This is a genomic window from Acidobacteriota bacterium, assembly GCA_016196035.1.
In the GTDB taxonomy this organism is placed as follows: Bacteria; Acidobacteriota; Blastocatellia; order RBC074; family RBC074; genus JACPYM01.
The window spans coordinates 13,854-40,529 of the sequence record JACPYM010000109.1 but is presented as its reverse complement, the minus strand read 5'-3'; the positions used below and the strand labels follow the sequence as shown (position 1 = coordinate 40,529).

The window sequence follows — 26,676 nt, the reverse complement described above, 5'->3', positions numbered from 1 at the left end:
GTTCCGGGCCACGCCTGCACGCTGGAAGCGCCGCGTACCCAGGGTGGGGCGACCGACGCCCTACGTCTCGATAATTTTGCCTCGTTTGTAGCTGGCCGCTAAACTGGCTCCCGATGAACTCCTCCAAAGCACACGCCTTCACACAAGACCTTTCACCAAAACAATGGCTGGCAATCGCTGGGCTGACGCTGTTGACCTGCGCCGCTGGCTGGCTGGCTTGGCAATGGTGGCTGCGCGTGCGTCCGATCAGGCTGTTGGTCAATGCCGTCACCGTCGCGGGCGCGGGGCCGCAACTGACGGCCAATGCGTTGGCCGATCCGTTTGGCGTGGCGGTGGGCGATGACGACGAAGTGTATGTGACCGATGGTTTGGGCGGGCGCATTTATCGGGTGGGAAGCGACGGACGCCTGGCGCTGGTCACGGAAAAGCTGGATATGCCTTCGGCGCTGGCGGTCGCGCCCGATGGTTCGTTGATCGTCGCCAACACGGGGGCGCAGACGATTGTGCGTGTCAACGTTGCCGATGGCAGCGTCACGACCATCGCGGGCCAGCCAAATGTGAGCGGGCGCGGCGAAGGCCCAGCCAATGCCGCGCGGCTCAATGGCCCCATTGGTGTTGCGGTTGCGCCTGCCGGGATGATCTTTGTGGCGGATACCTACAACGACCGCATTTGCGTGATTGATGCCGCAGGCCAAATGCGCACGTTGGCGGGTGGCAATGAACCCGGCTATCGCGATGGCGCAGGGCTTGGCGCTTTGTTCGATACGCCGTGCGGATTGGTCGTGGCACGTGACGGAGCGCTCATCGTGGCCGATACGGGCAATCATCGCATTCGCCGCGTGACGCTGGATGGCACGGTGACAACGTTGGCGGGAACGGGCGAATGGGATATGCGTGATGGCGCGCCGTTGAATGCGGGCTTTGCCGAACCGGTGGCGTTGGCGTGGCGGCGCGATGGGGCGCTGGCGATTGCGGATGCGGCTAGCTCGACGCTGCGCTTGTTGACGTTTGGAGAGCAACCGGCGGTCAGCACGATTGCGGGCGGCTATCCAGTTGGTTTGGTGGATGGCGCATTGCGTGAGGCGCGGCTAAATCGTCCGCTGGGCTTGGCGTTTACGCGCGCTGACGTGCCGTTCGTTGCCGATAACGGCAATGGCTTTTTGCGGGCGTTCATCCCAGCGGGTGTGACGTTGGGCCGCACGGCGAAACCGGAAGAAGCGTTGGTCAAGGCCGCCGAGGTGCGGCGGCGTGTGCCTGCGCGTTGGCCCTATCAACCACCCGAAGCGCGGCGCGAAATCGCGGGCACCTTCGGCGAAATACGTGGCGAACGTTCGGCAGAAGGCGACGCCTGGTTTCACAACGGGTTGGACATTCCTGGCGCGTATGGCGAGACGGTCTATGCCTTGCACGGCGAACGCGTCACGCGACCATTGGCGGTCGAAGGTTTCAATACAACGCGCGAACGTTTGCGGCTGCCGTTACTGGGTTACATTCATTTGCGGCTGGGGCGCGATCAAAACGATGCGCCGTTTTTTGACATTGAGAATCAGGGCTTTCTCTTTCGCCGCGATGTGCAAGGGCAACTGACCGGATTGCGCATCCGACGGGGAACACGCATCAATGAAGGCGCGGCGCTGGGCACGCTCAATCGTTTGAATCATGTGCACCTGATTGCCGGGCCTGCCAGCAGCGAGGTCAACGCGCTGGCCGCGCTGCAACTGCCCGGCCTCAGCGATACGGTTGCGCCAACGATTGAGCGCGTCAGCCTGTTGACCGAAACGGGCGCGCGGCTTGATTGGCCTGCTCCGGCAACCGCCGCCGCCAAGCGGAAAGCGTCGCCACCACCGGCTGAACCGCTCACAGTGCAAGGCCGCGTGCGCATCCTCGTGCAAGCTTACGATCAGGCCGATGGCAATGCGCGCCAGCGGCGGTTGGGGCTGTACAGGTTGGGTTATCAGGTCTTCAATGCCGACGGCACGGCGGCGCGCGGGTTTGCACAGCCGCATTACAACTTGATCTTTGAACGCTTGCCGGATGCTGCCAACGGTGTCGCGTTGGCGTATGCGGAGGGCAGCCAATCCGGCTACACGGGACAGACGATCTTTGTTTACATCGTTACCAATGTAGTGCGCGACGGCCTGGCACGCGCAGAGTTTTGGGAGACCGGACAATTGGCGGCGGGCACATACATGGTGCGTGTTTTCGCGGAAGACTATTTTGGCAATCAGGCACGGCGTGACATGACGGTGCGGGTGTTGAGCGGGAATTGAGCCGCAGATAAACGCTGAAAAACGCAGATCAAATTTGGCAGACTTTCAGTTACCTGAAGAGTGTGCGTAATTCAGAAAGCACCGAATCCGGCTCCAGCGGAGCCAAATGTTTATAGAAGCCGCGTGATGATTGCGCGCCAGCTCCAGCGGAGCGGCATGTGTCAGATGTCGCTCCGCTGGAGCTTGGGAAGCGCTGCTCACCGCAACTATAAACAGGCCGCGCAGCTGGCGCTAAACCCCTTGTAAACACAAGGTCGGAATTACGCACAGACTTTCAGTTATCTGCGGTTGCCTGCGTATATCTGCGGCAGATTCTCTTCAGCTTGAAAGCTAGATTTCATCGCGCCGCCGCATCTGCAATTTGCGCTGCATCCAGCGCGGCCAGGTTGAAACATAGCTATAGCGATTGGCGGCTAACGCGAGGTTGTCGAGCCGGGCTGAGCCACATTGCGGGCAAGTCGTGCTTGGCCCGCGCGTCGCGTTCAGACAGGCCAGACAGATCGTAAATTCAGGCGCCAGCGCTAACGCCGGCAGTTGCGTTTGATGAAACACCAGCAGCAGCAGCGCCAATAACCGTTCGAGCGTCGGCACGCTTTCGCCCAGCCACAAGGCCGAAGCGCCGCCCCAGATATTGCCCGCCTGCAAATCTCCCTCCAGCTTCAACCGTTCCAGCAAATTCAGCCGATGCTGAATCGGCAGCTTGAGCGCGTTGGTGTAAAAGACCTCTTCTTCGGCGGCAGATTCCAAACTCAGCGCTTGAAAGACCGCGCCGTCATAGTGGCGCAGGTCGAGCCGCGCGAAACGATGCGGGGCGCTCAGGTCGTGCGATTCGGCGATATGGAAGCGGACTTTGTGTTTGAGCGAGAGCCGTTCGGCTTCCTGGTGCAAGTGCGCGGCAATGCGCGCGGCAAATTCATTGGCGCTGGCGTCAGCACCCAGGGCCTTGCCGGTGAGGCCTTGTGTCAGTTCAGCCAGACCCACTGGACAGAGGGCGTGCGCCGTCCAGCCGAGCGGCAGAAACTGTTCGTTATCCTGCCGCATGGCCAGCAACGACAGCGCGCCTGCTTCGCCGCGCGCCAACAGCTTTTCCAGAAAGACGCGCTTTTCCAGCGAAGCCTGGGCGGCCAATTCCAGCAAATCGCTGAGCAAGGCAAAGCAGCGCGCTTCGCTGCCCGCCGCGCGATAGGCCAGCCGTGGCAGATTGATGGCGACCGCAGAAAACAGCGCGGCGCGCCATTGCCAGCTTTCGGGCGCGCGTTGCAGCTTGCTGGCGTTGACGCCATAGCGCGCGGTAAAGGACTGCGACGCCGCTTCAGCTTTGGCGACAGCCGCTTCCGCCGCCGAATTCAACGGGCGATCAAAGACCAGCAAGACGCCGCCGCGTTCGGTGGCGGCGCGCATAATCAATTCCAACACGCCGCGCTGGCCGGGGGTGGCCAGCAAATCCTCGGTGACATGTAACACTGGGCGCGGGCCGGTGAAGGGCAGCCCCTGGCCATCGCCTTCCAGATAAACTTCAAAAAACGCTTTGAGAAAATCGCGCGCGACGGCGACGTGCTGACCATAGGTCGCCAGTTGTTTTTCGCCGCCCGCGCCCACGACTGGGGCGTCTTGCAAATAGGGCGGGCAATCCCAGTCCAGATGCAGATCGCAATGCACCAACTGGCCGCCGCGCGCCACGGCTGGGGCCGACAATTCAAACAACAGCACCTGCGCGATCTGTTTCATCTCGCGTTGATTGAGACCCACCAGCAGCGGCGCAATCGCAAAGTTGACCGAATCCCAGGCGAGCGCTTCGCTGAAATAGCCGTGCAACGCCGCCGTATGTTTGACCAGATGCGCGGCCAACACTTCGGGTCGCCGCGCCGGACGCGAACCGGCAAACCCGCCGGGCAAGCGCACGCCATACCGTTTGATGAAATCGAGCGAACCGATCATCGTCGTCGGGCGATCTATCTCGCCCAGGTTTTCGATGTGCAAATCACCCGCCAGATGCGCGTTGGCGACCGTTTCAGAAAAGACCGCCAGCATGGCGTATTCGCGTTTGATCTCTGCGGCCAGCGCGAGGCTCGTGCCATCGGGGCCGTGCAAGGCCGTTTCGGTTTCGCGCGGGGCGGCTTGGATGGCGCGATCTACGTCATACAGCGGCACGCCCAGCCGCGTGTGCAAACGATAGGCGGCGGTCTGGCCGTATTCGAGCAGCTTGGCGTCCACCAGACAGCGAATCAACGGCGCGGTCAACGCGCGCATGCCGGAGCGGTGGAGTTGTTCTTGAATTTCCAGGCTGATTTGCTGCGCCAATTCGGGCGCAATCCGGGTTTCGCGGACGAGCGCATCCGTGATGCGTTGCGGGTCAAAAGGCGCGAACTCTTCGCTGGATTGGCGGACAACGAGTTCAGGCTCGGTCAACGGGGCGGGTGTGGAGACTGCTGGACTCAGAGAATTGCTCATACAGGAACAAAGTGAACAAGCCAGGGGATCAGCCTTGCTCAAACGAAAACCAGTGATTCAAGGGGCCAGCGCCGTGGCCTAAGTCGGGCGCGCTACGCAGCGCGGCGCTCACATACTCTTTGGCGCGTTGCACCGCCTGCGGCATTTCAGCCCCTAACGCCAAGCCTGCCGCGATGGCGGACGAAAGTGTGCAACCCGTGCCGTGCGTGTTGCGTGTGGAGATTTTAGGCGCATAGAGCAAGTGTGTAGTTTGCCCATCATCAAACAGATCAGTCGCCTCATCCGGCAAATGACCGCCCTTGATCAGAATTGCGGATTGCGGATTGCGGATTGCGGATTTGTCGCGCAGATATTTCGCCGCTTGCCGCATCCCCGCTACATCCTTTACCGGGAGGCCCGTCAGCCGTTCTGCTTCGGGCAGATTGGGCGTGATGATGTCGGCCAGCGGCAGCAGGTATTTAACCAATGCCGTGAGCGCCGCGTCGTCAATCAAATCGTAGCCGCTGGTCGAACGGATCACCGGATCGAGCACGATGTTTGGGAGCTTATGCGCGGTGATGATCTCTGCGACGGTTTCAATGATCGCGCGATTGGGCAGCATGCCCAGTTTGACCGCCGCGATGTCAAAGTCCTCTAACAGCGGCGCGAGTTGCGCGCGCACCACCGTTGCCGGTTGATGATAAGCGCCATACACGGCCTGCGTATTTTGCGCGGTCAACGAAGTAACCGCCGCGACGCCAAAACAACCGAAGGCTGCCAATGTTTTAATGTCGGCCAGCGTCCCCGCCCCAGCGGACGGATCGAAACCGGCAATGGTCAATACAACACGCATGCCAAACGTCATTCAATAAGAAACGCGGTGAGCGATTGCCGCGGTTGCTTAAAGCACTTTATCTAGTGGGAATACGCGGGCATCATAACACTATCTTGGGACGGGGCAAATGGCCGGATTGGGGTGGTGAAGGGAAAGTGCATGAAGCTCAAGCTTTAGAGCGGCTTGCCATTGCGTATACGGGAACAATACGCCGGGACAGTACCGCGCGCGTCAGCAAGCGGCACGTCAAGTGAGGCGGATTGGCGATGGTGTGCAGGCCCCGCTTGCTGACGCGCGCGGTACCGTCCCTAGATACGACTTTTCCAGTACACTGAAATGAAACCCGGTCTAGCACTCTCGGCTCTTTGCTCGTGCGTTCTATCAATTTCAAATTGCTTTTGGCCGTGGCAAACGAAACCAAAAGCGTGAGCCTTGGCCTTCACGTGGTGCGTGGCCGATGAGGCCGCCCCATTGTTCGACGGTGATGCGGCAGAAATAGAGTCCCAGGCCGACTTTGCCTTTGCCTTTTTTCCCTTGGGAAAACTTTTGGAAGAGGGTGGGTGCGACTTCGGGCGGGATGCCGGGGCCTTCGTCGTCAATGGCGATTAGGATTTGGTCGTGTTCGTCGGCGTAACAGCCGACGGTGACGGTGGTGTCGGGCGGGCTGTGGCGCAGCGCGTTTTCGGTCAGGTTGGAGATGATGCGTTCCAGCCGGGATTTTTCGCCGACGACTTTCCAGTTGCGGGCGAACTCCAGGCCGGGCGCGATTTGCAATTTGACGTGATGCAGCGTGAAGGCCGGTTGCAGCGCTTCGACGACGTCTTTGATGACTTGGGCGACGTCGGGCGCGCTGGCCGGGTCAATGGTGAAGGAGTCGAGCGCTTCGACCTCAGCGGCAAAGGCGTGCAGGATGTCCTTGATCAGCTTTTCCTGCTTGTCGGCCTGGCGCAGACCAATCTCTAAAAACTTTTTGCCCTGGGGCGAGATGTTCTCGTTGGCGAGCAATTCATAGCCGCCTTTGATGCCGAGCAGCGGGCCGGCCAGATCATGCACGATGCAATGCAGCAGGATTTCTTTCTTCTGAATCTCTTTGGTCAGCCGTTGATAGTTGCGGCTCAGTTCATTGCCTTTTTGTTGCATCAGCCGCTGTTGCTCTTCCTGCTTCGAGGCATCCAGGAACAACACGTAATCGCCTTCTTCGGCTTTGAGGAAATGCAAATCCGCTGGGCAGCCCGATTCGGTGTGTACGCAGGGTTGCAACTCTTCTTTTTCGAGCGGGAGCAGCCCGGTGAGCAGGAAGATTTGCTCATCTGCGGGCGCGCCGAGTTCCAACTGCGTCAGGCCGTAGGTTTCCAACGCGCCGCCAAAAGCCGTCAGATTCCCGGCGGCATCACACAGGATAAACGCGGGCGAACGGTTTTCGGCGATCAACGCATGCAAGTGTTGCTGGATGCGGGAGGGCAGTTCAAGCATAGCAATCAGATGAAATGATGCAGTAGTTACAAAATGAAAAGCCTTGTTCACTTGGTCAACGTCAACTCAGCCAATGTTTGAAACGCGGCCTCGACGTTGTCACCGCTTTTCGCGCTGGTTTTGACGATGTGCCAGCCGGCGGCGCTAAACTCGGCCAGCGCGGCCTCGTCAATTTCCCATTCGCTGTGCAAGTCGGTTTTATTGACCAGCAGAATGAAGGGCACCGGGCCGACGCTGTCGTTGACGCGTTGTTGCAAGACCTTGGCGGTGTCGAGCGTCGTGCGCCGCGTGCCGTCGGCCACCAGCAAATAGCCGGAAGCTCCGCGCAGATAACTCAACTGCACTTTCTGGAATTCGTCTTCACCGGCCAAATCCCAGATCACCAGATAAACTTCGTGTTCGCCGACCTGGACGGTGCGCTTTTTGATTTCGACGCCGACCGTGGTCAGGTATTTGTCGGAGTAAATGGCCTCGACATAACGCCGCACCAGACTGGTCTTGCCGACGGCAAAGGCGCCAAGTAAACAGACTTTCTTCTTGTGTAACATAAATACCGCTGCTGGGGTCAGCCTTGGGGAAACAGGGCCAGGCCTGTTCCGCGTGATGCACTCAATTCTGCCACGCGACTTGGACGGACGCGCGGCGATTGAGTTGTTTGTCTTCCGCCGATTGTTCGGCGCGCAAAGGAACTTTGGTCGCTAACCCGACGGCGTGCAAGTGTTGACGGTCAATCCCGCTGCTCACCAGCGCGTTCAGCACACGGTCGGCGCGCTCCTGGCTCAACCGTTGATTAAAATCCGTGCCGCCTTCGGTGTCGGTGTGGCCGGTAATTTCGAGTTGCGGTTGGTTGCCGGTGAGCGCGGCCAGGGCGAACAGCCGCTTGACCTGCTGGGTTAGCTTTTGCAAGGCGGCGGTCTGTCCGGGCGCAGGTTGGGCCGTGCCGGTGTTGAAATACAGAGACACAAATTCGATTTCTTCTTTGAGCTTGAGCTGTTCGCGCGCCTCGGCGGTGAGCAGGCCGCTTTCATCGAGTTGCGTGATGCCGGGCAAGGCGCGGGTCAGGCGGCGCGCGGTTTCGAGCCATTGTTGCGGGGCATCGCCGCTGACTTTGAGCACGCCGTTTTCAACATTCAGTTTGACGGATGCCGGCGGTTCAAGCACGTGGTTGGCGCGCGCCAGCACCAACGCGGGATCAAGGGAGTAAAATGGCTTCCACGTGCTCGCCACTTTGGCGGGGGCAAGATTTTGTGCGGGTAAGAGCGCCGCCGGATCACTCGCCAACGGATCGCGCAAGCCTTCGTTGTGAAAACGCGGGCTGAATAAACCGAGGCCGCTATGCCCCTGTTCAGTGACGATTACGCCCTGAGTTGCTTGCAACGTGTTCAAGTACGCATTCCAGCGCCGTTGCGCGCGCCAGTTGAAAAAGCCCCATACGCCCAAGAGCAGCAAGAGCAGCGCCAGCGGCACGGCGACCGTGGCTGGCAAGCGAAAGCCTTTGGGTTGTTCAGTGACGGGCGACTTGCCGCGATATTGCGCCCGCAAACATTCTTCCAAATGCGGGCGGCTCAAGTCGAAGGGGCTGGTGTCGCCATCAAACGAGAGCAAGTCCTCGCGCTGTTTGCCGTGGATGGCTTCGAGCGCGGGCAGCAAGACCTCGGTGCGCAAGCCTTCGGGCGCGTTGCCGTTGATGACGACCGCAATGTAGGCCAGGTCAACGGGCGTTGTGCCGCCTTCGATCCAGACTTCGAGATCGCCGTAATCGAGCTTCATCAGATTTTGCTCGGCGGTCGCATTGAACGAATCGTGCGCAAAATCATTGATGGCCGTGAGCAGGCCCGAAATCATATCGGCGTCTTTCGAGACCGCCGTGGATGTCGCGACGTGTTGTAACAACAGACCGGTTTTTTTGTGGAAGAGAAACGCCTGTTCCACGCGGTAAAGCAGCGTGTGGTACATCACCACTTCGGCAAACGAGCGCCCGGTTTTGAGCGCCTCAAAGCGCCACTTCAGCCCGCGCGCCGAAACGCTGTATTTCATCGTCTCGTCAATGGACTGGACGAATTCGTTCAACGCCTTGGTGATGGCCTGGCGGATGGCGGGGCCGATGACGGGCGTGACGGCTTCGATGACGGCGGACGGGTCGTGTTTGATCGCCTGTTTGAGCGCCGGGCCGATATTGTGCGTCAGCGCGGCGGTCAAGGCTTCATCCTGCCGGTTGCGCGTGCTGACGGCATCGGGCAGCAAACTGCTCAGGTCTTTGACGCGGCCCCGGTGATCGTTTAAGCGCGTTTGGATTTCAGCGAGTTGCTGCTGTTCCGGCGTCAGCAGCAGGCGGCGCAACTCGGCGATTTTGGCTTGATCGGTGGCGGCTTCATCCAGCGTAGGCATTGTCTCTGCCGCCGGTTCAGGCGGTTTGGACTGTGTGGGGACAATGCGCAGCGGATGGTCGCTCATGAATAGTCTGGGGAAGTCTGGGAACGTCCAGAGAGGTCTGGGGAAGTCTGGGGAAGTCTTTTAGTCCAGCGGTACAGCACAGCGAATCGTTCGGACTTCCCCAGACTTCTCCAGACTTCCCATTTGCCCTGGTGCGCCCGCGTCTCGCGGGCAGGCGCGTGGCGCTGGGCGGAGACAGGCCACAGGGTTACCTTTTCAGCAGCCAGCCGTCCGCCGCCATGCGCCTGCCCGCGAGACGCGGGCGCACCAGGGCTGAGCAGTTACCAATTTCTATTCACCTGGCAAACGAAACTGATTGTTCAGCCGCAGCGCCAGTTCGGTGAACAGATCGGCGAGCGCGGCGCGGTCGGTCTTGTCGTGGCGCAATTCGCTGGCTTCGCGCGTCAAATCCGCCGCGAGTTCTTCGCTCTTGCGGTGAATCTCGTCGTTGAGTTCTTTGGATTGATTGAGCAACTGTTGGCGCAGGTCGCGTTGGGCCTGGGCGGTCTGTTCATCCAGTTGCCAGAGTTTGCGCTCGATGCTTTTGGCCGTCTCTTGCAAATGCAGGGACATGGCTTCATTCAGTTCATCGCGCCGGTGGGCGTCATTTTTGACGCGGTCGGACAGGGAACTGAATTCGGCGCGGATATAATTTTCGAGCGAGTCAAAACGGCGGCGTGTTTCTTCGCGCAACTCGCCGGATTCTTTCAACAAGCGCTCTTCGAGCCGCGCAAAGCGTTTGTCGTAATCGCGCATTTGCGAGCCAAACAAAATGTCGCGGATTTTATCCACGCTGCCGCTTTCGGCTCCGCTGGCGGCGTCGGGTGCGGCGGGTAAATTGGGCACGGCTTGCGGGTATTGCGGCGCGGCCTCGTGCGTGGGCGGCATAGGCGGCATGGGCGCGGGCACCGGCATGGCGATGACATTGGGTTCCATAGCGGTTCTCCTTGAAGCGAAGCTGTTAGCACGCGCTGCGCTGTGCGCCGAGGGGCAGACAACGCGAGCGCAAAAAAACTCACGAGGTTTGACGCCAAGCGTCCGGGGGAAACGAGATTCTCAAATTGTTCAGATGGTGAAACGTTGATTGAGTCCGATTGCACCATCAGCATAATTGATCTTTTCGGAAAACTGCAATACGCGCGGGCGGCTGCCCACGCGCAGCGGCACAAAAGGAGCGAGAAAATTGCATTCCCTGTCAGATAGTTCACCGGAAAACGCGACCATCCTTGGTCTGGATGTCGGCGGCACCAAAACCGCCATGGTCGAAGGGACACGCGCGGGCGTCATCTTGCAGCGGCACGAAATTGCCACCGAAGCCGGGCGGCCCTTCGCTGAAGTCTTCCCACGTCTAGGCGAATTGATGCAGCAGGTCATCACTGTCGCAACGCAACAGCAACGCCGCATTGCCGCAATCAGCGTTTCCATCGGCGGGCCATTGCGTATTGCCGCAGGCGTGTTGCTCAATCCGCCGCATTTGCCGGGCTGGCACGGCGTCGCGTTAAAAGCGCGGCTGGCCGCGGCCTTTCCGCACCTGCCCGTTTTTATCGAACACGATGGCAACGCTGGCGCGCTGGCCGAATTCCATTTCGGCGCGGGGCGCGGACGCGCGGATTTGCGCCACCTGATCTTTCTGACCTTCGGCACGGGCCTGGGCGCGGGCTTGATCGTCAATGGAAGCGTGTTGCACGGGGCCAGCGACACGGCGGGTGAAGTCGGCCACCTGCGGCTGGCGTGGGCAGGTCCCATCGGTTTTGGCAAAGCCGGTTCGTGGGAAGGCTTTGCTTCGGGCGCAGGCTTGGTCGAACTGGCACATCAACTATTTCCAGCCCGTTGGCCGCGCGCGACGCCGATTCGCGAACTCGTCAACGCGATGCTGGCCGATGATCCGCAGGCGCTGGCGGTCGCGGCGGAAGCGGGCCAATGGATGGGGCGCGGGTTGGCGTTGCTGGTGGATACGCTGAATCCGCAATTGATCGTGCTCGGTTCGCTGGCGGTGGTGTTGGGCGAGCGGGTCTTGGCTCCGGCGCGCCGCGCTCTAGCCGAAGAAGCTTTGCCGCCAGCCGTGGCGGCTTGCGAAATTGTGCCCGCCGCGTTGGGCGCGCGCATCGGTGATGTCGCAGCCCTGATGGCGGCATTGAGTCAGCCAAAAGAATGGGGCGGGCCGTAAGAAATTCAGCTTTGCCGTAACGTCTGGACAGTTTCGACGAGTTTGTCCGGCTGGGTAAAAAGTCCGATGGCCGCAATTCCTGCCGCTCCGTTTACCAATGGCGCGCGAAAGTTTTCCAACTTGATGCCGCCAAGCGCGAACACAGGTATGCTGACCGCGCGGCAAACTTTTGCGAAAGCTTCGATTCCGAGGGGCGCACCGTATTCACGTTTAGAGGGAGTGTCAAAGACTGGCCCGCAAACGATGAAATCGGCACCGTCGCGCGCGGCGGTTTGGGCTTCGGCCAATGAATGCGTGGAGGCGGCGACCAAAAAATCAGCGGCGACACAGCGCCGGACTTCCGCCACAGGCAGCGAGTTGACGCGCAGATGCACGCCATCCGCCCCGGCTGCCAGGGCGACATCCAGCCGGTTGTTGACGAGGACTTTGGCGCCGTAGGGGCGTACCAAAGCAATGGCCGCGCGGGTGAATTCGCTCAACTCACGCGGCGCTAAATCTTTTTCCCGAATCTGAATGAATTGGCAACCGGCCTGGGCGGCCAATTGCAGCGCGGCCAATTGCGCTTGCCAGAGTTCAGAATCTGAAGCGGTTTTAGACTTGGGGCGGAATGCTTGGCGGTCGGTGATCAGGTAAATTGACGGATGAGTCAGATGCAATGGCATCGGCGGAACTACTCACAGCAGGATAAATTTGATGGCCGGAAAGCAGGTATACGCTCTCGCGAAATTTGAACAAGTCACGCAGCCCGGCCAGCAGGTTGACGATCCCTAAACCGGTCACCGCGCCGCGCACCCAGCCGCTGGTGAGAAAGGACAACAGACCGGGCGAATTGAGCTTGCCCGTGACGAAATAGAGGAAGAAGTTGTCATCCCAATAGCGTGTCCAAGGCAGGATCAACAGCATCAGACCCACCTCAAAGCAGATCAGAATATAAACAATGACCGTAATTTTGGCGGATAAGTTCTGGCGCACCTGAATTCTGACTCCTCAAAAATGAAACGAGGCCGCAGCATAACAGGCCCGCACAGAACGCCGCAACTTGGCCTCATAGAAAAGAAGCAGGCCACCCTTGACCTGCTTGCCTGGTTGTCATCAATTTTGCCTGACGCCTTAGCGTGTGAGTTTGAGCGTGAGGGGACTGCGGCGGCGTTGCACCGTGACTTCCGCCACGCCCGCCCCTTCATCGAGAGCGGCCAGCAGTTTGGCGACATCGGTGACGGGTTGCGCGCCGACCTTGACGATGACATCGCCGGCTTGCAAACCGCCTTCGGCCAGCCGTTGTTTGTCGTTCAAAGAAGTGACCAGCAGGCCATTGGGCGCGGCAAAATAGGCCAGCATCTGCGCGCTGAGCGGTTGCACTTCAAGCCCATAAAAAACGCGCAAGCGCACGTCGGGCTGGGCCGGCCCCGTCACACTTTTCAAGATCGAATCCATCGTTTCGACCTTGCCCTCAAATGTGGCGCGGCCCGGATCGTTAAGTGGCATAGCATTCAACCGCGATTTCATGGTTTCCAGTTGTTTCATCAACGCCGGGATCATTTGACTGGGTTCGCTCGCCGGCGAAGGCGCGAGTTTGGCTTTGACGAGCTTGTATTCGTTGTCGCGTTTGAGCCGGATCGTGACTTCGCTTTCGGGCGGCAATTGGCGTAGGGCCGAACCCAATTGCGCATTGCTCTCGACGCGCCGGTCATTCAGGCTCAGCAAAATATCGCGCGCTTTGATGCCTGCCAGTTCCGCCGGACTGTCGGGGAAAACCGCGCGCACGCGCACTCCCAATTCCGGTTTGGCCTGTCCAGTTATCGTTGTGGAAATCGGCGCCGACATATCCAGGTCAGGCGTCGCGCCGAGCCAGCCATACGCCAAACTTTCATTGGCCTTGACGACTTTGGCGACGATGTCGAGCACGCGCGCAATCGGATAGACCAGGCTCTGGCCTTCGCCAAGCGTGTCATAAACGGCCAGCCCAAAGAGTGAATTTTCCCCTTCGAAAACCAGACTGCCATCCTGTACGGGCGTCAGTTGTGGGTCGGCCAATTGATAAAACGGATTGCCCGGTGTGTAACGGAAATCCTTGACCGCCTTAATGACGCGGCCTTCTGTCGTGTGGATGCGCGGACGCGTGTTGAACTGACTTTGCCCCTGGTTGGCGTGGAACCCTTTGAGTTTGACCGCCAATTGCGCCGGCAAGGAAACCGGTTCGGCGAATTGGGGCGGGGTGAACGGGGCGCCTTCGACCTTGAGCACGCAAAGCCCCGTCACGGAATCAAGCCCAAGGAATTTTGCCGGATAAGGTTTGCTCAGACCCTGCCCCAAAACCGTGACTTCGAGCGGCGGATTGTTGGGCGAAACACCCACCAACCGCGTGACGATCAGCCCTGCGGCATCCACCACCACGCCCAAGGTGACATTCTTGAACAGCAACGGCGGCACCGGTTCACCGTCCAGGGTCATCAGGGTCTCTTCCACCGGACGCAGATCAAGCGTCTGATGGATATAAACCAGCCCGGGAACGACTTTGTTTAACGCAGGTGTTGCCGGGTTCGACGTGGGCACGGGCAGCGCGGGTTTGGGTTGCCGGGGCTTGCTTTGTTGCCGAAGCGTTTGCGCAGCGCTTCGCTCAGCCAAAAACAATCCGCCCAGGCCAATCAGACCAAACCAGAGGATGAGAAAACGAACCTGCATTTGAGAAAAAAGAAATGAAGGTGGAACGGGGGGCTTTCAGGCAAGAAAGGCCGCAGGCAACGAACGCGTAACCTGCGGCCTATTTTATTCATTGAGAGCAGGTTAAAACGCGGCCACGCTCAGCGTGTCTGCCTTCAACGCCGGAACGGATTTCGCCAGTTGCTGCCCATAATAGGCGACCGGGCTACGCGAAACTTTCATTTCCTGGCGCGTGACAGACGAGAACACGGTTTGTTCGTTCAGATTGCTCGCGACCAACTGGCGTTCGTCCACCGGCGTTGCCAGCGCTTTACTGCTGGCACTGGCGGCAGGCGTCAACGGGCGGTTGGTTCGTGTTGACGCTTTGACGGCAATTGTTTGCCGGGCAGGCGTTACTTGATTCGAAGCCAGCGGGGCAGGCACGTCCAGTTGGTGAGTCGCAGGCGCTTTCGGCATCTCAACCTTCGCCACCAATGCGGATGTGTCGTTCGGTTGCGCCGTCTCACGCTTGAGTTGCGTCACGCTAAACGCCACCACTACGGCGAGCGCCGCCATGGCAGTTGCCGCTGGCCCAAACGAAAACGATTTGGTCCAGAAATCTGCCAGCCAAACCAACGGGCCACGGGCTGCCTGTTCGGCGTTGGTTTGTGCCAGCCGCGCACGCAGCCGGAAATCGAAATCGCCGGGTGCGCCGATGGCGGGCAAGGCCCCGACCAGTGCGGCCACGTTGACTTCTTTGCTCGCCAACCGCGCCTGCAACTGTGCTTCAAAGCTCGCGGGGGCGGTAACCACGGGCAGGGAACCCAGCAATGCGGTTAACTTAGACTCTTCGCTCGCCAGCACAGTTTGCAAACGGGCTTGCAACTGAGTCTCGAAAGCGGCGAGCGCTTTGACGCGGGGTTGCGCGCTCAGCATGGACAGCAGCGAAGACGTTTCCGCCTCGAATTGCTGACAAGCTGGGCAGCCGGTGAGATGGCCGTGCACAGCTTCACTCTGGATGCCGCTGTCAATTGCCTCTCTGATTTGTTCACAATTCATGAATTTACGATCTCCACTCGGTAAAGACCTAAACCGCCAGGGGCGGCCTAAGCGGGAACTGGGACACCCTGATTACCGTCTTGGCACCTTACTACAGGTAATCGCGTAGCTTTTCTTTCAACAAGTTTCGGGCGCGGTTGATACGGGATTTCACCGTGCCATCTGATAAATCCAAAATCTCACTGATCTCTTCGTAGCTGCGGCCCTCGACATCGCGCAAGACCAGCGCGATGCGGTATTTTTCCGGCAGCGTCGTGATGGCGCGGCGCACAGCAGCGCGGCGCTCATCGTCAATCATCACATCTTCCGGCGCGATAATGCGCTTGTCAGCGACTTCGACCTCTAACTCTTCGCCATCTTTGTCCGAAGCGAAGAAGGGCATTTGAAAGACCCCGCGGCGTTTGCGCTGGCGAATCTCGCTGATCGCCAAGTTCTGAGCAATCCGGTAAATGTAAGTCGAAAAACTATTGGAAGCCTCGTAGCGGTCGGCACTCATGTAAACCCGAATAAAGGTCTCTTGGGCCAAATCGCTCGCGCGCTCGTAATCGTTTAGCAGCCGGTAAATGAAATTGGTCAGCTTGTTCTTGTAACGTTGAACGATTTCTGAAAAGGCCGCATGGTCGCCAACTTTAGTCGCCGCCATCAATGCGTGATCATCCAGTTCCTCGTAGCGCAACTGCTCGTGTTCAATCATCTGCGTGCTAATCCACTCGGCAGATGGCGCAGTGGCTGAAACACCCGCATCGGTGTTTTTGAAACTGGGTTTGGTCAAACCTGTTTCTGGAAATCCAGCACTGAGACTTAGCGTATTCATTAAAATTAGGCTTACTGCTTTGGATTGCCTTTCCCTCGCCCAGGGCAAATTGCGCGGAAAGAAATTGCGCAATTGATTGAAGGATCAAAGTGCTGCTCAATGAAGGTTGATGAGGAACCTTTTTGGTTCTGGGGTCTTGCACTGCTTTGTCGCCTAACCTTGTTGTAAGAGCGTAGCGGATGACGATCCTCCTCGCGCTGACACGCCTGTATCTGTAAATTGTTCCAGTATGTTAAGAAAAAATTTCCAGTTTAATTTTGGTCACCCCTGAAGCTGGAAAATCGTATCGAATAGGCACAGGCTGGAAGTTCTTACCAGTCTTTTCATCTTTTTGCACGGTCTGTTTTGGTTACGAAGAAGATGTTCAAGCAATAATTTGCCCGCGCTTGCCCGCTGCTCTGGCGCTACCTATAATCGCGGCGTTGTTTCGACAATTAAAGCGGTACCCAATTCACTTGCCACGTTTAGGCGTGGCGACATTATTCAAAGGAGAAAGATCATGAGTGTCCAAGTTGGAGACGCAGCTCCGGATTTCGAGCTGAAGAGCCATCTGGGGGGCACGGTCAAGCTTTCCGATTTTCAAGGTAAGAAGAATGTTTTCATCGCTTTTTACCCGCTTGACTGGACCCCTGTTTGAACCATCCAAATGCCTTCTTATGAAGCCGATCTCAAACGCTTCGAGGAGGCCGATACCCAGGTTCTGGGTATATCCGTTGATTCCATCCCAAGCCACGTTGCCTGGGCCAAGAGCTTAGGCGGAATTTCCTACCCGCTACTTGCCGATTTCGAACCCAAAGGTGCAACCGCCAAAGCCTTCGGAGCCTACCGGGCTGCTGATGGCATTACCGAACGGGCGCTTTTCGTCATTGATAAGGCAGGCAAGGTCGTTTACGCGGACATCCACGACATCGGTCAGCAACCCGACAACGAAGTCATTCACGACGTGTTGCGCAAGCTGTAAGTCTGATCCGTGGAAACAGCAGGGCAGGTTGGTGTCAGCGGAACATTCTTGGTCTGAGTTTATCCGTAGAATTTCTCCGGTGACGCTACCTGCCTCGCCTGCCACTATCCGGCTAGCTATTTAGCCGCCTAGGTTTTGAAAGGCTGTCACAATGTCCCTTCATCGAAAATGCGTCCCGTTTACTCCGTTAGATAAAGAACTCTCGAAGCTTACCGTGGCGCTTGTCACCGCCGCCGGTGTCCATCGCAAGGATCAAGAGCCGTTCAACATCGCCGACGAATTGGGCGATCTTAGCTTCCGGCAGATTAACGGTGAGGCGGCCACTTCCGACCTGATGGTCACACATCATCATTACGATCACAGCGATGCCGATCAGGACATCAACGTCGTTTTCCCGCTGGATATTCTGCGCGAACTGCATGCCGAGGGTTTCATCGGCAGCGTCGCCCGCGAACACGTCGGCTATATGGGTTACACCATGCAATTGAAACGCATGTATGAAGAGACCGCGCCCGCCATCGCCGAATTCATTGACAAAAAATCAAAAGCCGATGTGATCGTGCTAACCGGTGGCTGACCGAACGTCTGCCACCGCACGGTCGTCGCGGTACAACGTGAAATCGAAATGCGTGGGTTGCCGACCATCCTGATCACCGTCAGCCCGGAGGCTTCAGCCCAGATGCGTCCGCCACGCGCGCTGTGTCCCAAAGAATTCAAAGTCGGCAATTCGCTGGGCAAACCCGGCCAGCGTGAATTGCAAAAGAGGGTCTTGAAAGACGCGCTCTTGATGCTCACCGGGCCGGCCTTTCCGGGGCAGGTAATCGAACGGGAATATCCCGAATATCAGGCAGCATAAAACTATGGCGCAACAGGAATGGAACTCGGCCCTTTATGATCAAAAGCATTCGTTTGTCTATGAATACGGCCAGGATTTGCTCAGCCTGCTACAGCCGCAACCCGCTGAATTGATTTTGGATTTGGGGTGCGGCACAGGGCACCTAACCGCACAGATTGCTCAGTCCGGTGCTCGTGTCATCGGCTTGGATCACTCGGCGCAAATGCTCGAAACTGCCCGCCAGCAATATCCGCAACTCGAATTCGTTCAAGGCGACGCCAGCGCTTTCAGCTTGCCTGAAGCCTGCGATGCCGTCTTTTCAAATGCTGTCTTACATTGGGTGACACGCGCCGCCGAGGCCGCCGCCTGCATTGCCCAGGCCCTCAAACCCGGCGGACGGTTTGTCGCGGAATTCGGCGGGCAGGGCAACGTCGCCAACATCGTTGAGGCAGTGCAAGCCGTTATGACCAGCCACACCCAAGCCGAAGTCCGCCATCCCTGGTATTACCCCTCCATCGGCGCATACGCCACGCTGCTCGAAGCGCAGGGCTTGGAGGTGCGCCAAGCCTTTCTCTTCGACCGCTTCACCAAGCTGGAAGGGGCGGACGGGATGCGCAACTGGCTGACGATGTTCGCCGAAAGCATGTTTGCGGATTTGCCCGTCGAGGCAAAAGAGACGGCGTTGACCGAGATTGAGGCGCGACTGCGTCCGACCAATTTTCGCGCTGGCGTTTGGTATGCCGACTATCGCCGGTTGCGGGTCGTAGCAGTGCGCGTGAAGTGAATCTGTAGTCAGGACAAATCATTTCAGCAACTCCAACGCTGCTTGTCTGACGGTGCCTCCGCTTTTTCACTGAATCCTGAATCCTGAATCCTGGTTCCTGATAGCTTGAAAGTCAGCCGCATTTTTAGGCTATCAGGAACCAAGATTCAGGATTCAGGATTCAGCCTGTTTTCAGCGCAAGCAAATCCGCCGATTTGCTTGCCCCGTTCAAGCTCTCGAATCGCCCGTGCTATACTCCCGCCCGCAATTCAACCCCTGATTTCAACCCTGCAAGGAGACTTTTCGTGAAAGAAGGTTGGGAAGCCGTCATCGGCTTGGAAGTCCACGTGCAGTTAAAGACTGCCTCGAAATTGTTCAGCGCCTCCGCCGCCGCCTTTGGCGAAGAGCCGAATGCCAATACCGACCCGGTCGTGTTGGGTTTGCCCGGCTGTTTGCCCGTGCTGAATCGCCAGGCCGTGCAACAAGCCGGGAAAGCGGCGCTGGCGCTCAATCTGCACATCAACAATGAATCCATCTTTTCGCGCAAGCATTACTTCTATCCCGATCTGCCGAAGGGCTACCAGATTTCGCAATACGACCGGCCTTTTTCCGAACACGGCTTCGTCGAAATTCTGACCAGCACGCGCGATGAAGGTGGGCGGCCCATCGAATGGAAGCTGAAACGCTTTGGCATCACGCGCGCGCACATCGAAGAGGATGCCGGCAAATCCGTGCACGACATCGGCGATCCGTCGAAGTCGTATGTAGACCTCAATCGCGCCGGCACGCCGTTGCTTGAAATCGTCAGCGAGCCTGAGTTCCGCACCAGTTGGGAAGCCTATGATTACCTGACCTTCCTGCGGCGCACCGTGCAATTCATCGGCGTGTGCGACGGCAATATGGAAGAAGGGAATTTGCGCTGCGATGCCAACGTCTCGGTGCGGCGTCCGGGCGCGCCCTTTGGCACGCGCGCCGAGATCAAGAACATCAATTCGGCGCGCTTCCTGCAAAAGGCGATTGATTACGAGATTGAGCGCCAGATCACGGTGCTCGAAACCGGCGGCAAGATCGTGCAAGAAACGCGGCTCTGGAATGAGAAGGAAAATAAGACCTTCACGATGCGCAGCAAAGAGGACGCGCATGATTACCGCTATTTCCCCGAACCCGATTTGCCGCCGCTGGAAGTCTCAAGCGAATGGATCGAGACGCTCAAACACGAACTGCCCGAATTGCCCGAAACGCGGCGGCAACGCTTCATGCGCGAGTATGAGATGAGCACCGATGATGCTTTCACCCTGACCAATCAGCGCGAACTGGCCGACTATTTCGAGACTGCCGCCAAGACGGCCAAGAATCATCGCGCCGCCGCCAACTGGGTGTTGTCGGAATTGCTGCGCGAACTCAAAAACGCCGACGCCGACATCACCGCCTGCAAGATCAAAGCCGCAGACCTGGGTGCGCTAATCGCGTTGATTGATGACAGCACAATCTCCGGCAAGATGGCGAAGGATGTTTTTGCAGACATGTTCGCCACAGGCAAGGCACCCGGCGAGATCGTCAAAGAGAAAGGCTTGGTGCAGCTCACCGACACTGCGGCGATTGAAACCATCGTGGACGAGGTGATCGCCAGGAACCCGAAAGAGTTGGAAAGCTATCGCGCGGGTAAAGTGCAGTTGAGGGGCTTCTTTGTCGGTCAGGTGCTCAAGGCCAGTGGTGGCAAGGCGAATCCGAAAGCGGTCAATGAAATTCTGAAACAGAAGTTGGGCTAATCACAGGAGCTATTTTGGACTTATGAAAATTACGAAGATGGCATTGTTATTGGTGCTCGGTTTGCCGTTCGCTGCCTGCGAGCCGGGCAAGCCTACGACAAACACAGCGACGACGACGGCCACGCCTGCCACCGCCGCCACACCGTTGCCTGCGCCGAGGCAGGATGATGAACTGATGGTGATCGAGACCGAATACGGCAAATTCAAGATCGCCTTCTATCCCGAAATCGCGCCAAAGCACATGGCCCAAATGAAGAAGCTGACGAAAGAGGGCTTTTACGCCGGCCTCGGCTTTCATCGCGTCTTGCCGAACGCCATGATTCAGGGCGGCGATCCGCAAACGCGCAAAGGCGACCGAACGCTGTGGGGCATGGGCGAACCGGGGCAGGAAACGATCCCGGCAGAATTCAGCAGCGTGCCGTTCAAACGCGGCAGCGTCGGCATGGCGCGCAAGGGCAACGACAATAACAGCGCCACCAGCCAGTTTTTCATCTGCCTGGAACCGCGCCCCGCCTGGGACGGCCAATACACCGTGGTCGGCGAAGTCGTGCAAGGCCTCAACAACGTGCAAATCATCTCGAACATGCCGACCGAACCCGGCGGCGAAAAGGTGCGCGATAAAATCACGATGACGAAGGTGTATCTGGAGAAACGGGCGGCGCAATAAGGCCGACCTCACGGAAAAGTGAGGCAAGAAGAGATTACGGAACAAACGGAAATTTCGGGCCAGCCCAGAGGTTTTGCCTCCGTCTGTTCCGTTATTTCCGTTTGTTCCGTAATCTCGCCTTCAGCTTGCTATTCAACAAAATTGAACGGAGAAGATGAATGACGAAGTTAATGAAATTGATGTGCGCCGCTTTGCTGGCATTTAGTTTGGCCGCTTGCCATAAAGGTGGCAGTGGCGGCATCGCTACGATAGAAACCGATTTCGGGACGATCAAGATTCAACTCGATGGCGCGACTGCGCCCAAGCACGTCGAGAATTTCAAGAAGCTGGCGCGCGAGGGTTTTTATGACGGCCTCGGCTTTCATCGCGCAGTGCCGAACCTGCTGATTCAAGGCGGCGACCCAAATACACGGGGCGACAACCGCGACACGTGGGGCTTGGGCGCGCCGGGGCAGCAGACGGTCGAGGCGGAGTTCAGCCAGAAACCATTCAAACGCGGCGTCCTTGGGGCGGCGCGCAAGGGCAACGACGTCAACAGCGCCACCAGTCAGTTTTTCATTTGCCTGCGCGACTTCCCGCAATGGAACGGCCAGTACACCGTCTTTGGCGAAGTGCTCGAAGGCCTCGATGTCGTTGACAAGATCGCCGCCCAGCCGACCGATCAGCAGCAGCGGTTGCTGAGCAAAGCGGTGATGAAGAAGGTTACGGTGCAGGATTAAGACAAGCTGGCATTTGCCACAGAGGCACGGAGCCACAGAGTGAGAATCCGCAAGACGATGTAACACGGCCATCCCAAAGTTTTCTCTGTGACTCTGTGGCTAAGCCAGAGTAGAGTCGCCGAACTTTCACTCTCGCGCATTCGTAGCTAAACTCGCGCGCTTGGATAGCAAGTAAGAGAAACACGAATGCATATCACAGAAGCCATCAAGCTTGCCTTTCAAGCGATTTGGGCCAACAAGCTACGCTCCTTTCTGACGTTGCTCGGCGTCATCTTCGGCGTCGCCACGGTGATCGTGGTCGTCTCGCTGATCGAAGGCTTCAATAAATACGTAGACGACAAGATCGCCAACATCGGCACCAATGCCTTCAGCGTGCAGAAGTTTTCGATTGACGATTTTGCCAGCCTCGACAATTACGAAAAGGCACGCCGCCGCAACAAGGACGTGACCATGGACGATCTGGCGGTCATCCGCGCGCGCATCGGCGACAAAATCAAAGACGCCGGGGCGCAGGAACAAGACACCTGCGAATTGAAATTCGGCACCCGCAATCTGATCGGCGTCAGTTTGCAAGCCATCACCGCCAACGTCATCGAAATCCAAAACAAAGACATCGCCCAGGGCCGCGCTTTTAACGAAGGCGAAGAAATGGGCGCGCGGCTGGTCTGTTTCATCGGCCCCGACATCGCTGATGAATTCTTCCCCACCAGTTCGCCGTTGGGGCAAAAGATCAAAGTGGATGGCCGCCCGTTTGAAATCATAGGCGTAGCCAAGGCGCTCGGTTCGGTCTTCGGCCAATCGCGCGACAAATTCGTGACGCTGCCGATGACGACGTTCTTGAATATCTATGGCTCACGGCGCTCGTTGCAATTGCTAGTGTCTTCGACCTCGCCCGCAACCTATCAGGACGCGATTGATGAGGCGCGTGTGGCGATGCGCACGCGGCGGCGCTTGAATCCGAATGACGAAGACAACTTCGGTTTGATCACGCCAAGCGCGGTCAACAACTTGCGCGAAAAGATTTTCGGCACGATTCAAACGGTGGCGGTCGGGGTGACTTCGATTGCACTGGTGGTGGGTGGCATTGTGATCATGAACATCATGCTGGTCAGCGTGACCGAACGCACCAAAGAGATCGGCATCCGCAAAAGCTTGGGCGCGCGTCGCCGCGACATCATTCGCCAATTCCTGGCCGAATCCACGGCGCTGGCGCTGATTGGCGGCGCGTTTGGGGTCTTCATTGCGTGGTTGCTGAGTCAGGCGGTGGCGAATTTTACGCCGATTCCGACGGCTTTACCGTTGTTGGCGGTCGCGGTGGCGCTGGGCGTATCTGGCGGCGTGGGGATGATTGCGGGCGTTTATCCGGCCTGGCGGGCGGCGAGTCTGGATCCGATTCAAGCGATGAGGTCTGAGTGATATGGCAAAGCAACGCGCAATCAAAAAGCCGATTCCGTTTCGGTTTGTGTTGGATGAACTGGAACCACTCACGCCGCTCGTCAAGCCGATGTTCGGCTGCCACGCGGTTTATGTCGGCGAAAAGATCATGCTGTTTCTGTGTGATCGTGAGGGTCTGCTCGATCCGCAGAAGGTGGCCGATCAACAAGGCGTCTGGCTGGCGACGACACGCGAAGCGTATGCGAGTTTGGCAGCGGAATTTTCCATCGCACGCGCGAAGCCGCTGGAAGAATTGAACAAGTCGCCGTGGCTGAGGTTGCCCGCGAATGCGCCGGAGTTTGAAGCGCAAGCCTTGCATGCTTGCGCATTGATCTTGCAACGCGATCCACGGATTGGCCGCGAACTCAAACAAGCAAAGCCGAAGCGGAAGAGCGCCAGCAAGCAGAAAGGGGAATGATGATACGCGTTGATTTTCTCGAAAACGTGGCGATGGCCCTCGACACGTTGGTGGCGAACAAGCTGCGCTCGTTCCTCACCATCCTCGGCGTCGTCGTTGGCACGATGACGGTGATCGTGATTGCAGCCTTTGTTTCCGGCATCAATACACGGGTGGCCAAAGAGATTGAAAGTTACGGCACCAATTCGATCTACATCTTCAAATTCGATCCCGGCTTCAACTTCAACCCGACGGCGGAGGAGCGCACGCGCAAGCCGATCAGTTACGAAGACGCCGTGGCCATTGCCGAGGAATGTCCGGCGGTTGAAGCGGCCTCGGCCATGATGACGCCGGTGGATTGGTTGCAAGGGCCGATGGCCGAGCGCGTCAAGATTCGCCATCAGGACATCGAGATGGTCAACTCGACCTTGCAAGGCACCTTCCCGGCCTTCTTCCGCATGGGTACGACCGAGGTCACCGAGGGGCGTTTTTTCACCGATGGCGAAAACATGGCGCGCGCCGATGTGTGCGTGATCGGGCGTGACGTCGCCAATACCTTGTTCCCGAATGTGAACGCGCTTGACCGCGAAGTGACGATCAACGGGCGCGTCTTTCACGTGATCGGTGTGCTGAAAAAGCGTGACTTGTTCATGACGCCGGCAGAAGACCCCGGCAATGAGAACAAGGCGGTTTACATTCCTTACGAGACCGTCCGCAAGATGTATCCGAACGTGAAGGAAAACTTCGTCATTGCCATGGCCAAGCCGGGCCAGCTTGACGAGGCCGTAGATCAAGTCCGCCAGACGCTGCGCAAACAGCGCAAGGTGGCATACAGCCAGCCTGACAACTTCGGCGTGCAAACCTCCAAAGGCATCATCGAACAGTTCGGCGCGATCACGGGCGGCGTCTTTTTGCTGATGGTGGCGATTTCGTCGGTCGGCCTGCTCATCGGCGGCATCGGCGTGATGAACATCATGCTGGTCAGCGTCACCGAACGCACCAAAGAGATCGGCGTGCGCAAAGCCATCGGTGCCAAGCGCCGCGACATCGTCCAGCAATTCCTGATCGAAGCGGCTACGCTCACGGGCCTGGGCGGCTTGCTCGGCATCCTGTTCGGCTGGGGCGTGGCAGAGTTGGTCAAGCTGTATATGCCGACCTACGTGCCGCTGTGGGCGCCGCTGGTCGGCTTCGGCGTATCGGTGGCGCTGGGCGTTGGTTTTGGGTTGTGGCCCGCATGGAAGGCGGCGCGGTTGGATCCGATTGAAGCGTTGCGGTACGAGTAGGCTCGCCGAGGCGAACCGGGCCAATTCAATCTTGCTGCACGTCCATCACTTGTCCAACCAGTTCACGCCGCAACCAAGCCATCGCCAGCCGCAGTTCCCGCTCTATCGTAGACTTGGAAACCCAAAAGTAATCAGCAATCTCTTCGACCGTACAGCCGCCGAACGCCTGCATCTCGATCATCCGGCTTTTGCGTGCGTCTTGCCGCGCCAGCTTTTGCAACGCCAAATCCAGCGCCAACAGGTCAAACGACATTTCGTCCGCCAGCGCGTCGGCTTCTGAAAGCGCAACGTGTTCTGCGCCATCGCCGCGCTTCCGGCGGTTTTGCGCCTTGACGTAATCCAACAAAATGCGCCGCATACACGTCGCGGCAATCGCGTAAAAGTGCGCACGGTTTTGCCATTGCACGCGGCGCTGGGCTTCGAGCCTGACGAAGACATCGTTGATGATCGCCGTCGTTTGCTGCCGCACATCGGCGAACTCGCGGCGCTTGTAGCTTTTCGCCCGCAGCCGCAATTCGCGCTCGACCAATGGCTTCAAGCGTTCAAACGCCGCCTCGTCGCCTTGTGCCCAAGCCTGTAACAGTTGTGTAATGTCGCCCGCTGGTTCCATAGCCGATTCCTCGTAGTTGCCCGGAAAGAGGAAACATCTTACCCCAAAACTTTTTTTGACGGACTCAGGCGGCTTTCGTCGCGTTGAGGAAGCGGGAGGGAAAATTCGTGATGCCGCAAGCTGATTCACCGCCGCTCGCCGACGCGCGTTGGCGCAAGGTAGAAGAACTTTACGCAGCCGCGCTCGCCCTGCCCGCCGCCGAACGCGCTGGCTTCCTTGCGCACGAGTGTGCGGGCGACGCTGCCTTGCAACGCGAAGTGGCTTCGCTGCTCGCGCATGACAATCGCAACGCAGCAGATACGTTATTGGATCACGCCCTCACGCTGGCGCTGCAGGCGCTGGCTGAAGATGAACCAACCGGGAGGATTGATATGGCTTTGTTGAACGCAGGCGACTTGATCGGCAAGCGCTACCGCATTGTGGATGCGCTCGACGCGGGCGGCATCGGCGAAGTTTACCTTGCCGAAGACACGACGCTGGGCAAGCAGGTCGTCGTCAAAGTGCTGAAAAAGGCTTCGCAAGAGCATCCCCAACAGGCCTGGCTCGTCAAAAAGTTTCGTGACGAAGCCGCTGCCCAGGCGAAGGTGAATCATCCCAACGTGGCGAGCGTGCTGGACAAAGGCAAGCTGGCGACGGGCGAAGATTACCTCGTCGTCGAATTCATCGCGGGCGCGAACTTGCGGCGCTTGCTCAAAGAACGCGACAACCACCAGATGGAATTCGCCGAAACGGCTGAGGTCATACGGCAAACCGGACGCGCCGTGACCGCCATTCACGACCGAAAGCTGATTCACCGCGACCTGAAGCCGGAAAACCTGATGATTCAAACCGACGCCGCGCCCGATGCCACACACGACGAATGGCTGGTCAAAGTCATAGACTTCGGCATCGTGCGCGTCCACGGCCAAAGCACCGTCTTAGGCCAGATCGCCGGCCAGATCGCTGGTATGCTGCATTACATGTCGCCGGAGCAATTGACCGGACGTGACGTGACGCCCGCCAGCGATGTTTACGCGCTGGGCGTCATCCACACTGTTGCTGGCGCGATCTGAAACCGGCCAACATCACGGTGCGCCGCATCACGAGCGGCGATTGTGCTGGCGGCACTGCTGAAACA

25 protein-coding genes are annotated in these 26,676 nt (G+C 58.3%); 13 read left to right on the top strand and 12 right to left on the bottom strand.

The annotated features are described in order from the left end of the window. Positions 1-113: 113 nt before the first annotated feature. Positions 114-2,270 (top strand): SMP-30/gluconolactonase/LRE family protein, encoded by a 2,157-nt coding sequence (locus HY011_30965; protein MBI3427371.1) that lies wholly within the window; start codon positions 114-116, stop codon positions 2,268-2,270. Between the two features lie 330 nt (positions 2,271-2,600). Here HY011_30965 and HY011_30960 read toward each other — a convergent pair whose 3' ends face one another. The 6 genes from HY011_30960 to HY011_30935 all read right to left on the bottom strand — a co-directional run bounded on the left by HY011_30960 (position 2,601) and on the right by HY011_30935 (position 10,377). After that, complete coding sequence (locus HY011_30960; GenBank protein ID MBI3427370.1) at positions 2,601-4,721, bottom strand: anaerobic ribonucleoside-triphosphate reductase; 2,121 nt, start codon at positions 4,719-4,721, stop codon at positions 2,601-2,603. 28 nt (positions 4,722-4,749) lie between these two features. Further along, positions 4,750-5,553, bottom strand: a complete 804-nt coding sequence (gene thiD, locus HY011_30955; GenBank protein MBI3427369.1) for a bifunctional hydroxymethylpyrimidine kinase/phosphomethylpyrimidine kinase — start codon at positions 5,551-5,553, stop codon at positions 4,750-4,752. A 369-nt stretch (positions 5,554-5,922) separates the two neighbouring features. After that, positions 5,923-7,008, bottom strand: a complete 1,086-nt coding sequence (locus tag HY011_30950) for a HAMP domain-containing histidine kinase (protein MBI3427368.1) — start codon at positions 7,006-7,008, stop codon at positions 5,923-5,925. 47 nt (positions 7,009-7,055) lie between these two features. After that, positions 7,056-7,556, bottom strand: coding sequence for a GTP-binding protein (locus tag HY011_30945; GenBank protein MBI3427367.1), 501 nt, complete (start codon positions 7,554-7,556; stop codon positions 7,056-7,058). 61 nt (positions 7,557-7,617) lie between these two features. Further along, complete coding sequence (locus tag HY011_30940; protein ID MBI3427366.1) at positions 7,618-9,462, bottom strand: OmpA family protein; 1,845 nt, start codon at positions 9,460-9,462, stop codon at positions 7,618-7,620. A gap of 270 nt (positions 9,463-9,732) precedes the next feature. Then, positions 9,733-10,377 carry a hypothetical protein gene (locus tag HY011_30935; GenBank protein ID MBI3427365.1) on the bottom strand — a complete coding sequence of 215 codons (645 nt, stop codon included), beginning with the start codon at positions 10,375-10,377 and terminating at the stop codon, positions 9,733-9,735. Positions 10,378-10,624: 247 nt separating this feature from the next. Here HY011_30935 and HY011_30930 point away from each other — a divergent pair, with 247 nt between their 5' ends. Continuing rightward, positions 10,625-11,608: an ROK family protein gene (locus tag HY011_30930; GenBank protein ID MBI3427364.1), complete on the top strand. Its 984-nt coding sequence runs from the start codon at positions 10,625-10,627 to the stop codon at positions 11,606-11,608. Between the two features lie 5 nt (positions 11,609-11,613). Here HY011_30930 and HY011_30925 read toward each other — a convergent pair whose 3' ends face one another. From HY011_30925 to HY011_30905, 5 genes are all read right to left on the bottom strand, one after another. Beyond that, positions 11,614-12,270: a thiamine phosphate synthase gene (locus HY011_30925; protein MBI3427363.1), complete on the bottom strand. Its 657-nt coding sequence runs from the start codon at positions 12,268-12,270 to the stop codon at positions 11,614-11,616. Next, positions 12,200-12,580: a hypothetical protein gene (locus HY011_30920; GenBank protein ID MBI3427362.1), complete on the bottom strand. Its 381-nt coding sequence runs from the start codon at positions 12,578-12,580 to the stop codon at positions 12,200-12,202. The genes HY011_30925 and HY011_30920 overlap by 71 nt, the downstream gene beginning before the upstream one ends. Positions 12,581-12,718: 138 nt before the next feature. After that, positions 12,719-14,233, bottom strand: a complete 1,515-nt coding sequence (locus HY011_30915; GenBank protein ID MBI3427361.1) for a PDZ domain-containing protein — start codon at positions 14,231-14,233, stop codon at positions 12,719-12,721. Between the two features lie 159 nt (positions 14,234-14,392). After that, the gene (locus tag HY011_30910; protein ID MBI3427360.1) at positions 14,393-15,307 is read right to left on the bottom strand and encodes a hypothetical protein; all 915 of its coding nucleotides are present in this window, start codon (positions 15,305-15,307) and stop codon (positions 14,393-14,395) included. Between the two features lie 91 nt (positions 15,308-15,398). Further along, a complete protein-coding gene (locus tag HY011_30905) occupies positions 15,399-16,079 on the bottom strand; it encodes a sigma-70 family RNA polymerase sigma factor (GenBank protein MBI3427359.1) in 681 nt (226 codons plus the stop codon). Positions 16,080-16,620: 541 nt separating this feature from the next. On the opposite strand from HY011_30905, the gene HY011_30900 reads away from it, so the two are divergent. From HY011_30900 to HY011_30855, 10 genes are all read left to right on the top strand, one after another. Further along, a complete protein-coding gene (locus tag HY011_30900; protein MBI3427358.1) occupies positions 16,621-17,082 on the top strand; it encodes a redoxin domain-containing protein in 462 nt (153 codons plus the stop codon). Between the two features lie 151 nt (positions 17,083-17,233). Then, positions 17,234-17,659, top strand: a complete 426-nt coding sequence (locus HY011_30895; protein MBI3427357.1) for a hypothetical protein — start codon at positions 17,234-17,236, stop codon at positions 17,657-17,659. Positions 17,660-17,707: 48 nt separating this feature from the next. After that, complete coding sequence (locus HY011_30890; GenBank protein ID MBI3427356.1) at positions 17,708-17,938, top strand: hypothetical protein; 231 nt, start codon at positions 17,708-17,710, stop codon at positions 17,936-17,938. Between the two features lie 4 nt (positions 17,939-17,942). Beyond that, positions 17,943-18,701 (top strand): methyltransferase domain-containing protein, encoded by a 759-nt coding sequence (locus HY011_30885; GenBank protein ID MBI3427355.1) that lies wholly within the window; start codon positions 17,943-17,945, stop codon positions 18,699-18,701. A gap of 284 nt (positions 18,702-18,985) precedes the next feature. Next, positions 18,986-20,449 carry an Asp-tRNA(Asn)/Glu-tRNA(Gln) amidotransferase subunit GatB gene (gatB, locus tag HY011_30880; protein MBI3427354.1) on the top strand — a complete coding sequence of 488 codons (1,464 nt, stop codon included), beginning with the start codon at positions 18,986-18,988 and terminating at the stop codon, positions 20,447-20,449. A gap of 22 nt (positions 20,450-20,471) precedes the next feature. Further along, positions 20,472-21,116 carry a peptidylprolyl isomerase gene (locus tag HY011_30875; GenBank protein MBI3427353.1) on the top strand — a complete coding sequence of 215 codons (645 nt, stop codon included), beginning with the start codon at positions 20,472-20,474 and terminating at the stop codon, positions 21,114-21,116. A gap of 179 nt (positions 21,117-21,295) precedes the next feature. Then, complete coding sequence (locus HY011_30870; protein MBI3427352.1) at positions 21,296-21,835, top strand: peptidylprolyl isomerase; 540 nt, start codon at positions 21,296-21,298, stop codon at positions 21,833-21,835. 186 nt (positions 21,836-22,021) lie between these two features. Continuing rightward, positions 22,022-23,251 (top strand): ABC transporter permease, encoded by a 1,230-nt coding sequence (locus HY011_30865; GenBank protein ID MBI3427351.1) that lies wholly within the window; start codon positions 22,022-22,024, stop codon positions 23,249-23,251. A gap of 1 nt (position 23,252) precedes the next feature. Further along, positions 23,253-23,687, top strand: coding sequence for a hypothetical protein (locus tag HY011_30860; protein ID MBI3427350.1), 435 nt, complete (start codon positions 23,253-23,255; stop codon positions 23,685-23,687). Next, positions 23,684-24,949, top strand: a complete 1,266-nt coding sequence (locus HY011_30855) for an ABC transporter permease (GenBank protein MBI3427349.1) — start codon at positions 23,684-23,686, stop codon at positions 24,947-24,949. The genes HY011_30860 and HY011_30855 overlap by 4 nt, the downstream gene beginning before the upstream one ends. A gap of 25 nt (positions 24,950-24,974) precedes the next feature. Here the strand turns inward: HY011_30855 and HY011_30850 are convergent, their stop codons facing one another. After that, positions 24,975-25,559: an RNA polymerase subunit sigma-70 gene (locus tag HY011_30850; GenBank protein MBI3427348.1), complete on the bottom strand. Its 585-nt coding sequence runs from the start codon at positions 25,557-25,559 to the stop codon at positions 24,975-24,977. A gap of 110 nt (positions 25,560-25,669) precedes the next feature. Between HY011_30850 and HY011_30845 the strand changes: the two genes are divergently transcribed. Continuing rightward, positions 25,670-26,611, top strand: a complete 942-nt coding sequence (locus HY011_30845; GenBank protein ID MBI3427347.1) for a serine/threonine protein kinase — start codon at positions 25,670-25,672, stop codon at positions 26,609-26,611. The last annotated feature ends 65 nt before the right edge of the window (positions 26,612-26,676 follow it).

What these genes read in the sequence shown, in the direction of transcription:
- HY011_30965 (MBI3427371.1), top strand. Translation starts at nt 114, where the DNA reads ATGAACTCCTCCAAAGCACACGCCTTCACACAAGACCTTTCACCAAAA.
- HY011_30960 (MBI3427370.1), bottom strand. Translation starts at nt 4,721, where the DNA reads ATGAGCAATTCTCTGAGTCCAGCAGTCTCCACACCCGCCCCGTTGACC.
- thiD (MBI3427369.1), bottom strand. Translation starts at nt 5,553, where the DNA reads ATGCGTGTTGTATTGACCATTGCCGGTTTCGATCCGTCCGCTGGGGCG.
- HY011_30950 (MBI3427368.1), bottom strand. Translation starts at nt 7,008, where the DNA reads ATGCTTGAACTGCCCTCCCGCATCCAGCAACACTTGCATGCGTTGATC.
- HY011_30945 (MBI3427367.1), bottom strand. Translation starts at nt 7,556, where the DNA reads ATGTTACACAAGAAGAAAGTCTGTTTACTTGGCGCCTTTGCCGTCGGC.
- HY011_30940 (MBI3427366.1), bottom strand. Translation starts at nt 9,462, where the DNA reads ATGAGCGACCATCCGCTGCGCATTGTCCCCACACAGTCCAAACCGCCT.
- HY011_30935 (MBI3427365.1), bottom strand. Translation starts at nt 10,377, where the DNA reads ATGGAACCCAATGTCATCGCCATGCCGGTGCCCGCGCCCATGCCGCCT.
- HY011_30925 (MBI3427363.1), bottom strand. Translation starts at nt 12,270, where the DNA reads ATGCCATTGCATCTGACTCATCCGTCAATTTACCTGATCACCGACCGC.
- HY011_30910 (MBI3427360.1), bottom strand. Translation starts at nt 15,307, where the DNA reads ATGAATTGTGAACAAATCAGAGAGGCAATTGACAGCGGCATCCAGAGT.
- HY011_30895 (MBI3427357.1), top strand. Translation starts at nt 17,234, where the DNA reads ATGTCCCTTCATCGAAAATGCGTCCCGTTTACTCCGTTAGATAAAGAA.
- HY011_30890 (MBI3427356.1), top strand. Translation starts at nt 17,708, where the DNA reads ATGCGTGGGTTGCCGACCATCCTGATCACCGTCAGCCCGGAGGCTTCA.
- HY011_30885 (MBI3427355.1), top strand. Translation starts at nt 17,943, where the DNA reads ATGGCGCAACAGGAATGGAACTCGGCCCTTTATGATCAAAAGCATTCG.
- HY011_30875 (MBI3427353.1), top strand. Translation starts at nt 20,472, where the DNA reads ATGAAAATTACGAAGATGGCATTGTTATTGGTGCTCGGTTTGCCGTTC.
- HY011_30870 (MBI3427352.1), top strand. Translation starts at nt 21,296, where the DNA reads ATGTGCGCCGCTTTGCTGGCATTTAGTTTGGCCGCTTGCCATAAAGGT.
- HY011_30865 (MBI3427351.1), top strand. Translation starts at nt 22,022, where the DNA reads ATGCATATCACAGAAGCCATCAAGCTTGCCTTTCAAGCGATTTGGGCC.
- HY011_30860 (MBI3427350.1), top strand. Translation starts at nt 23,253, where the DNA reads ATGGCAAAGCAACGCGCAATCAAAAAGCCGATTCCGTTTCGGTTTGTG.
- HY011_30855 (MBI3427349.1), top strand. Translation starts at nt 23,684, where the DNA reads ATGATGATACGCGTTGATTTTCTCGAAAACGTGGCGATGGCCCTCGAC.
- HY011_30850 (MBI3427348.1), bottom strand. Translation starts at nt 25,559, where the DNA reads ATGGAACCAGCGGGCGACATTACACAACTGTTACAGGCTTGGGCACAA.
- HY011_30845 (MBI3427347.1), top strand. Translation starts at nt 25,670, where the DNA reads ATGCCGCAAGCTGATTCACCGCCGCTCGCCGACGCGCGTTGGCGCAAG.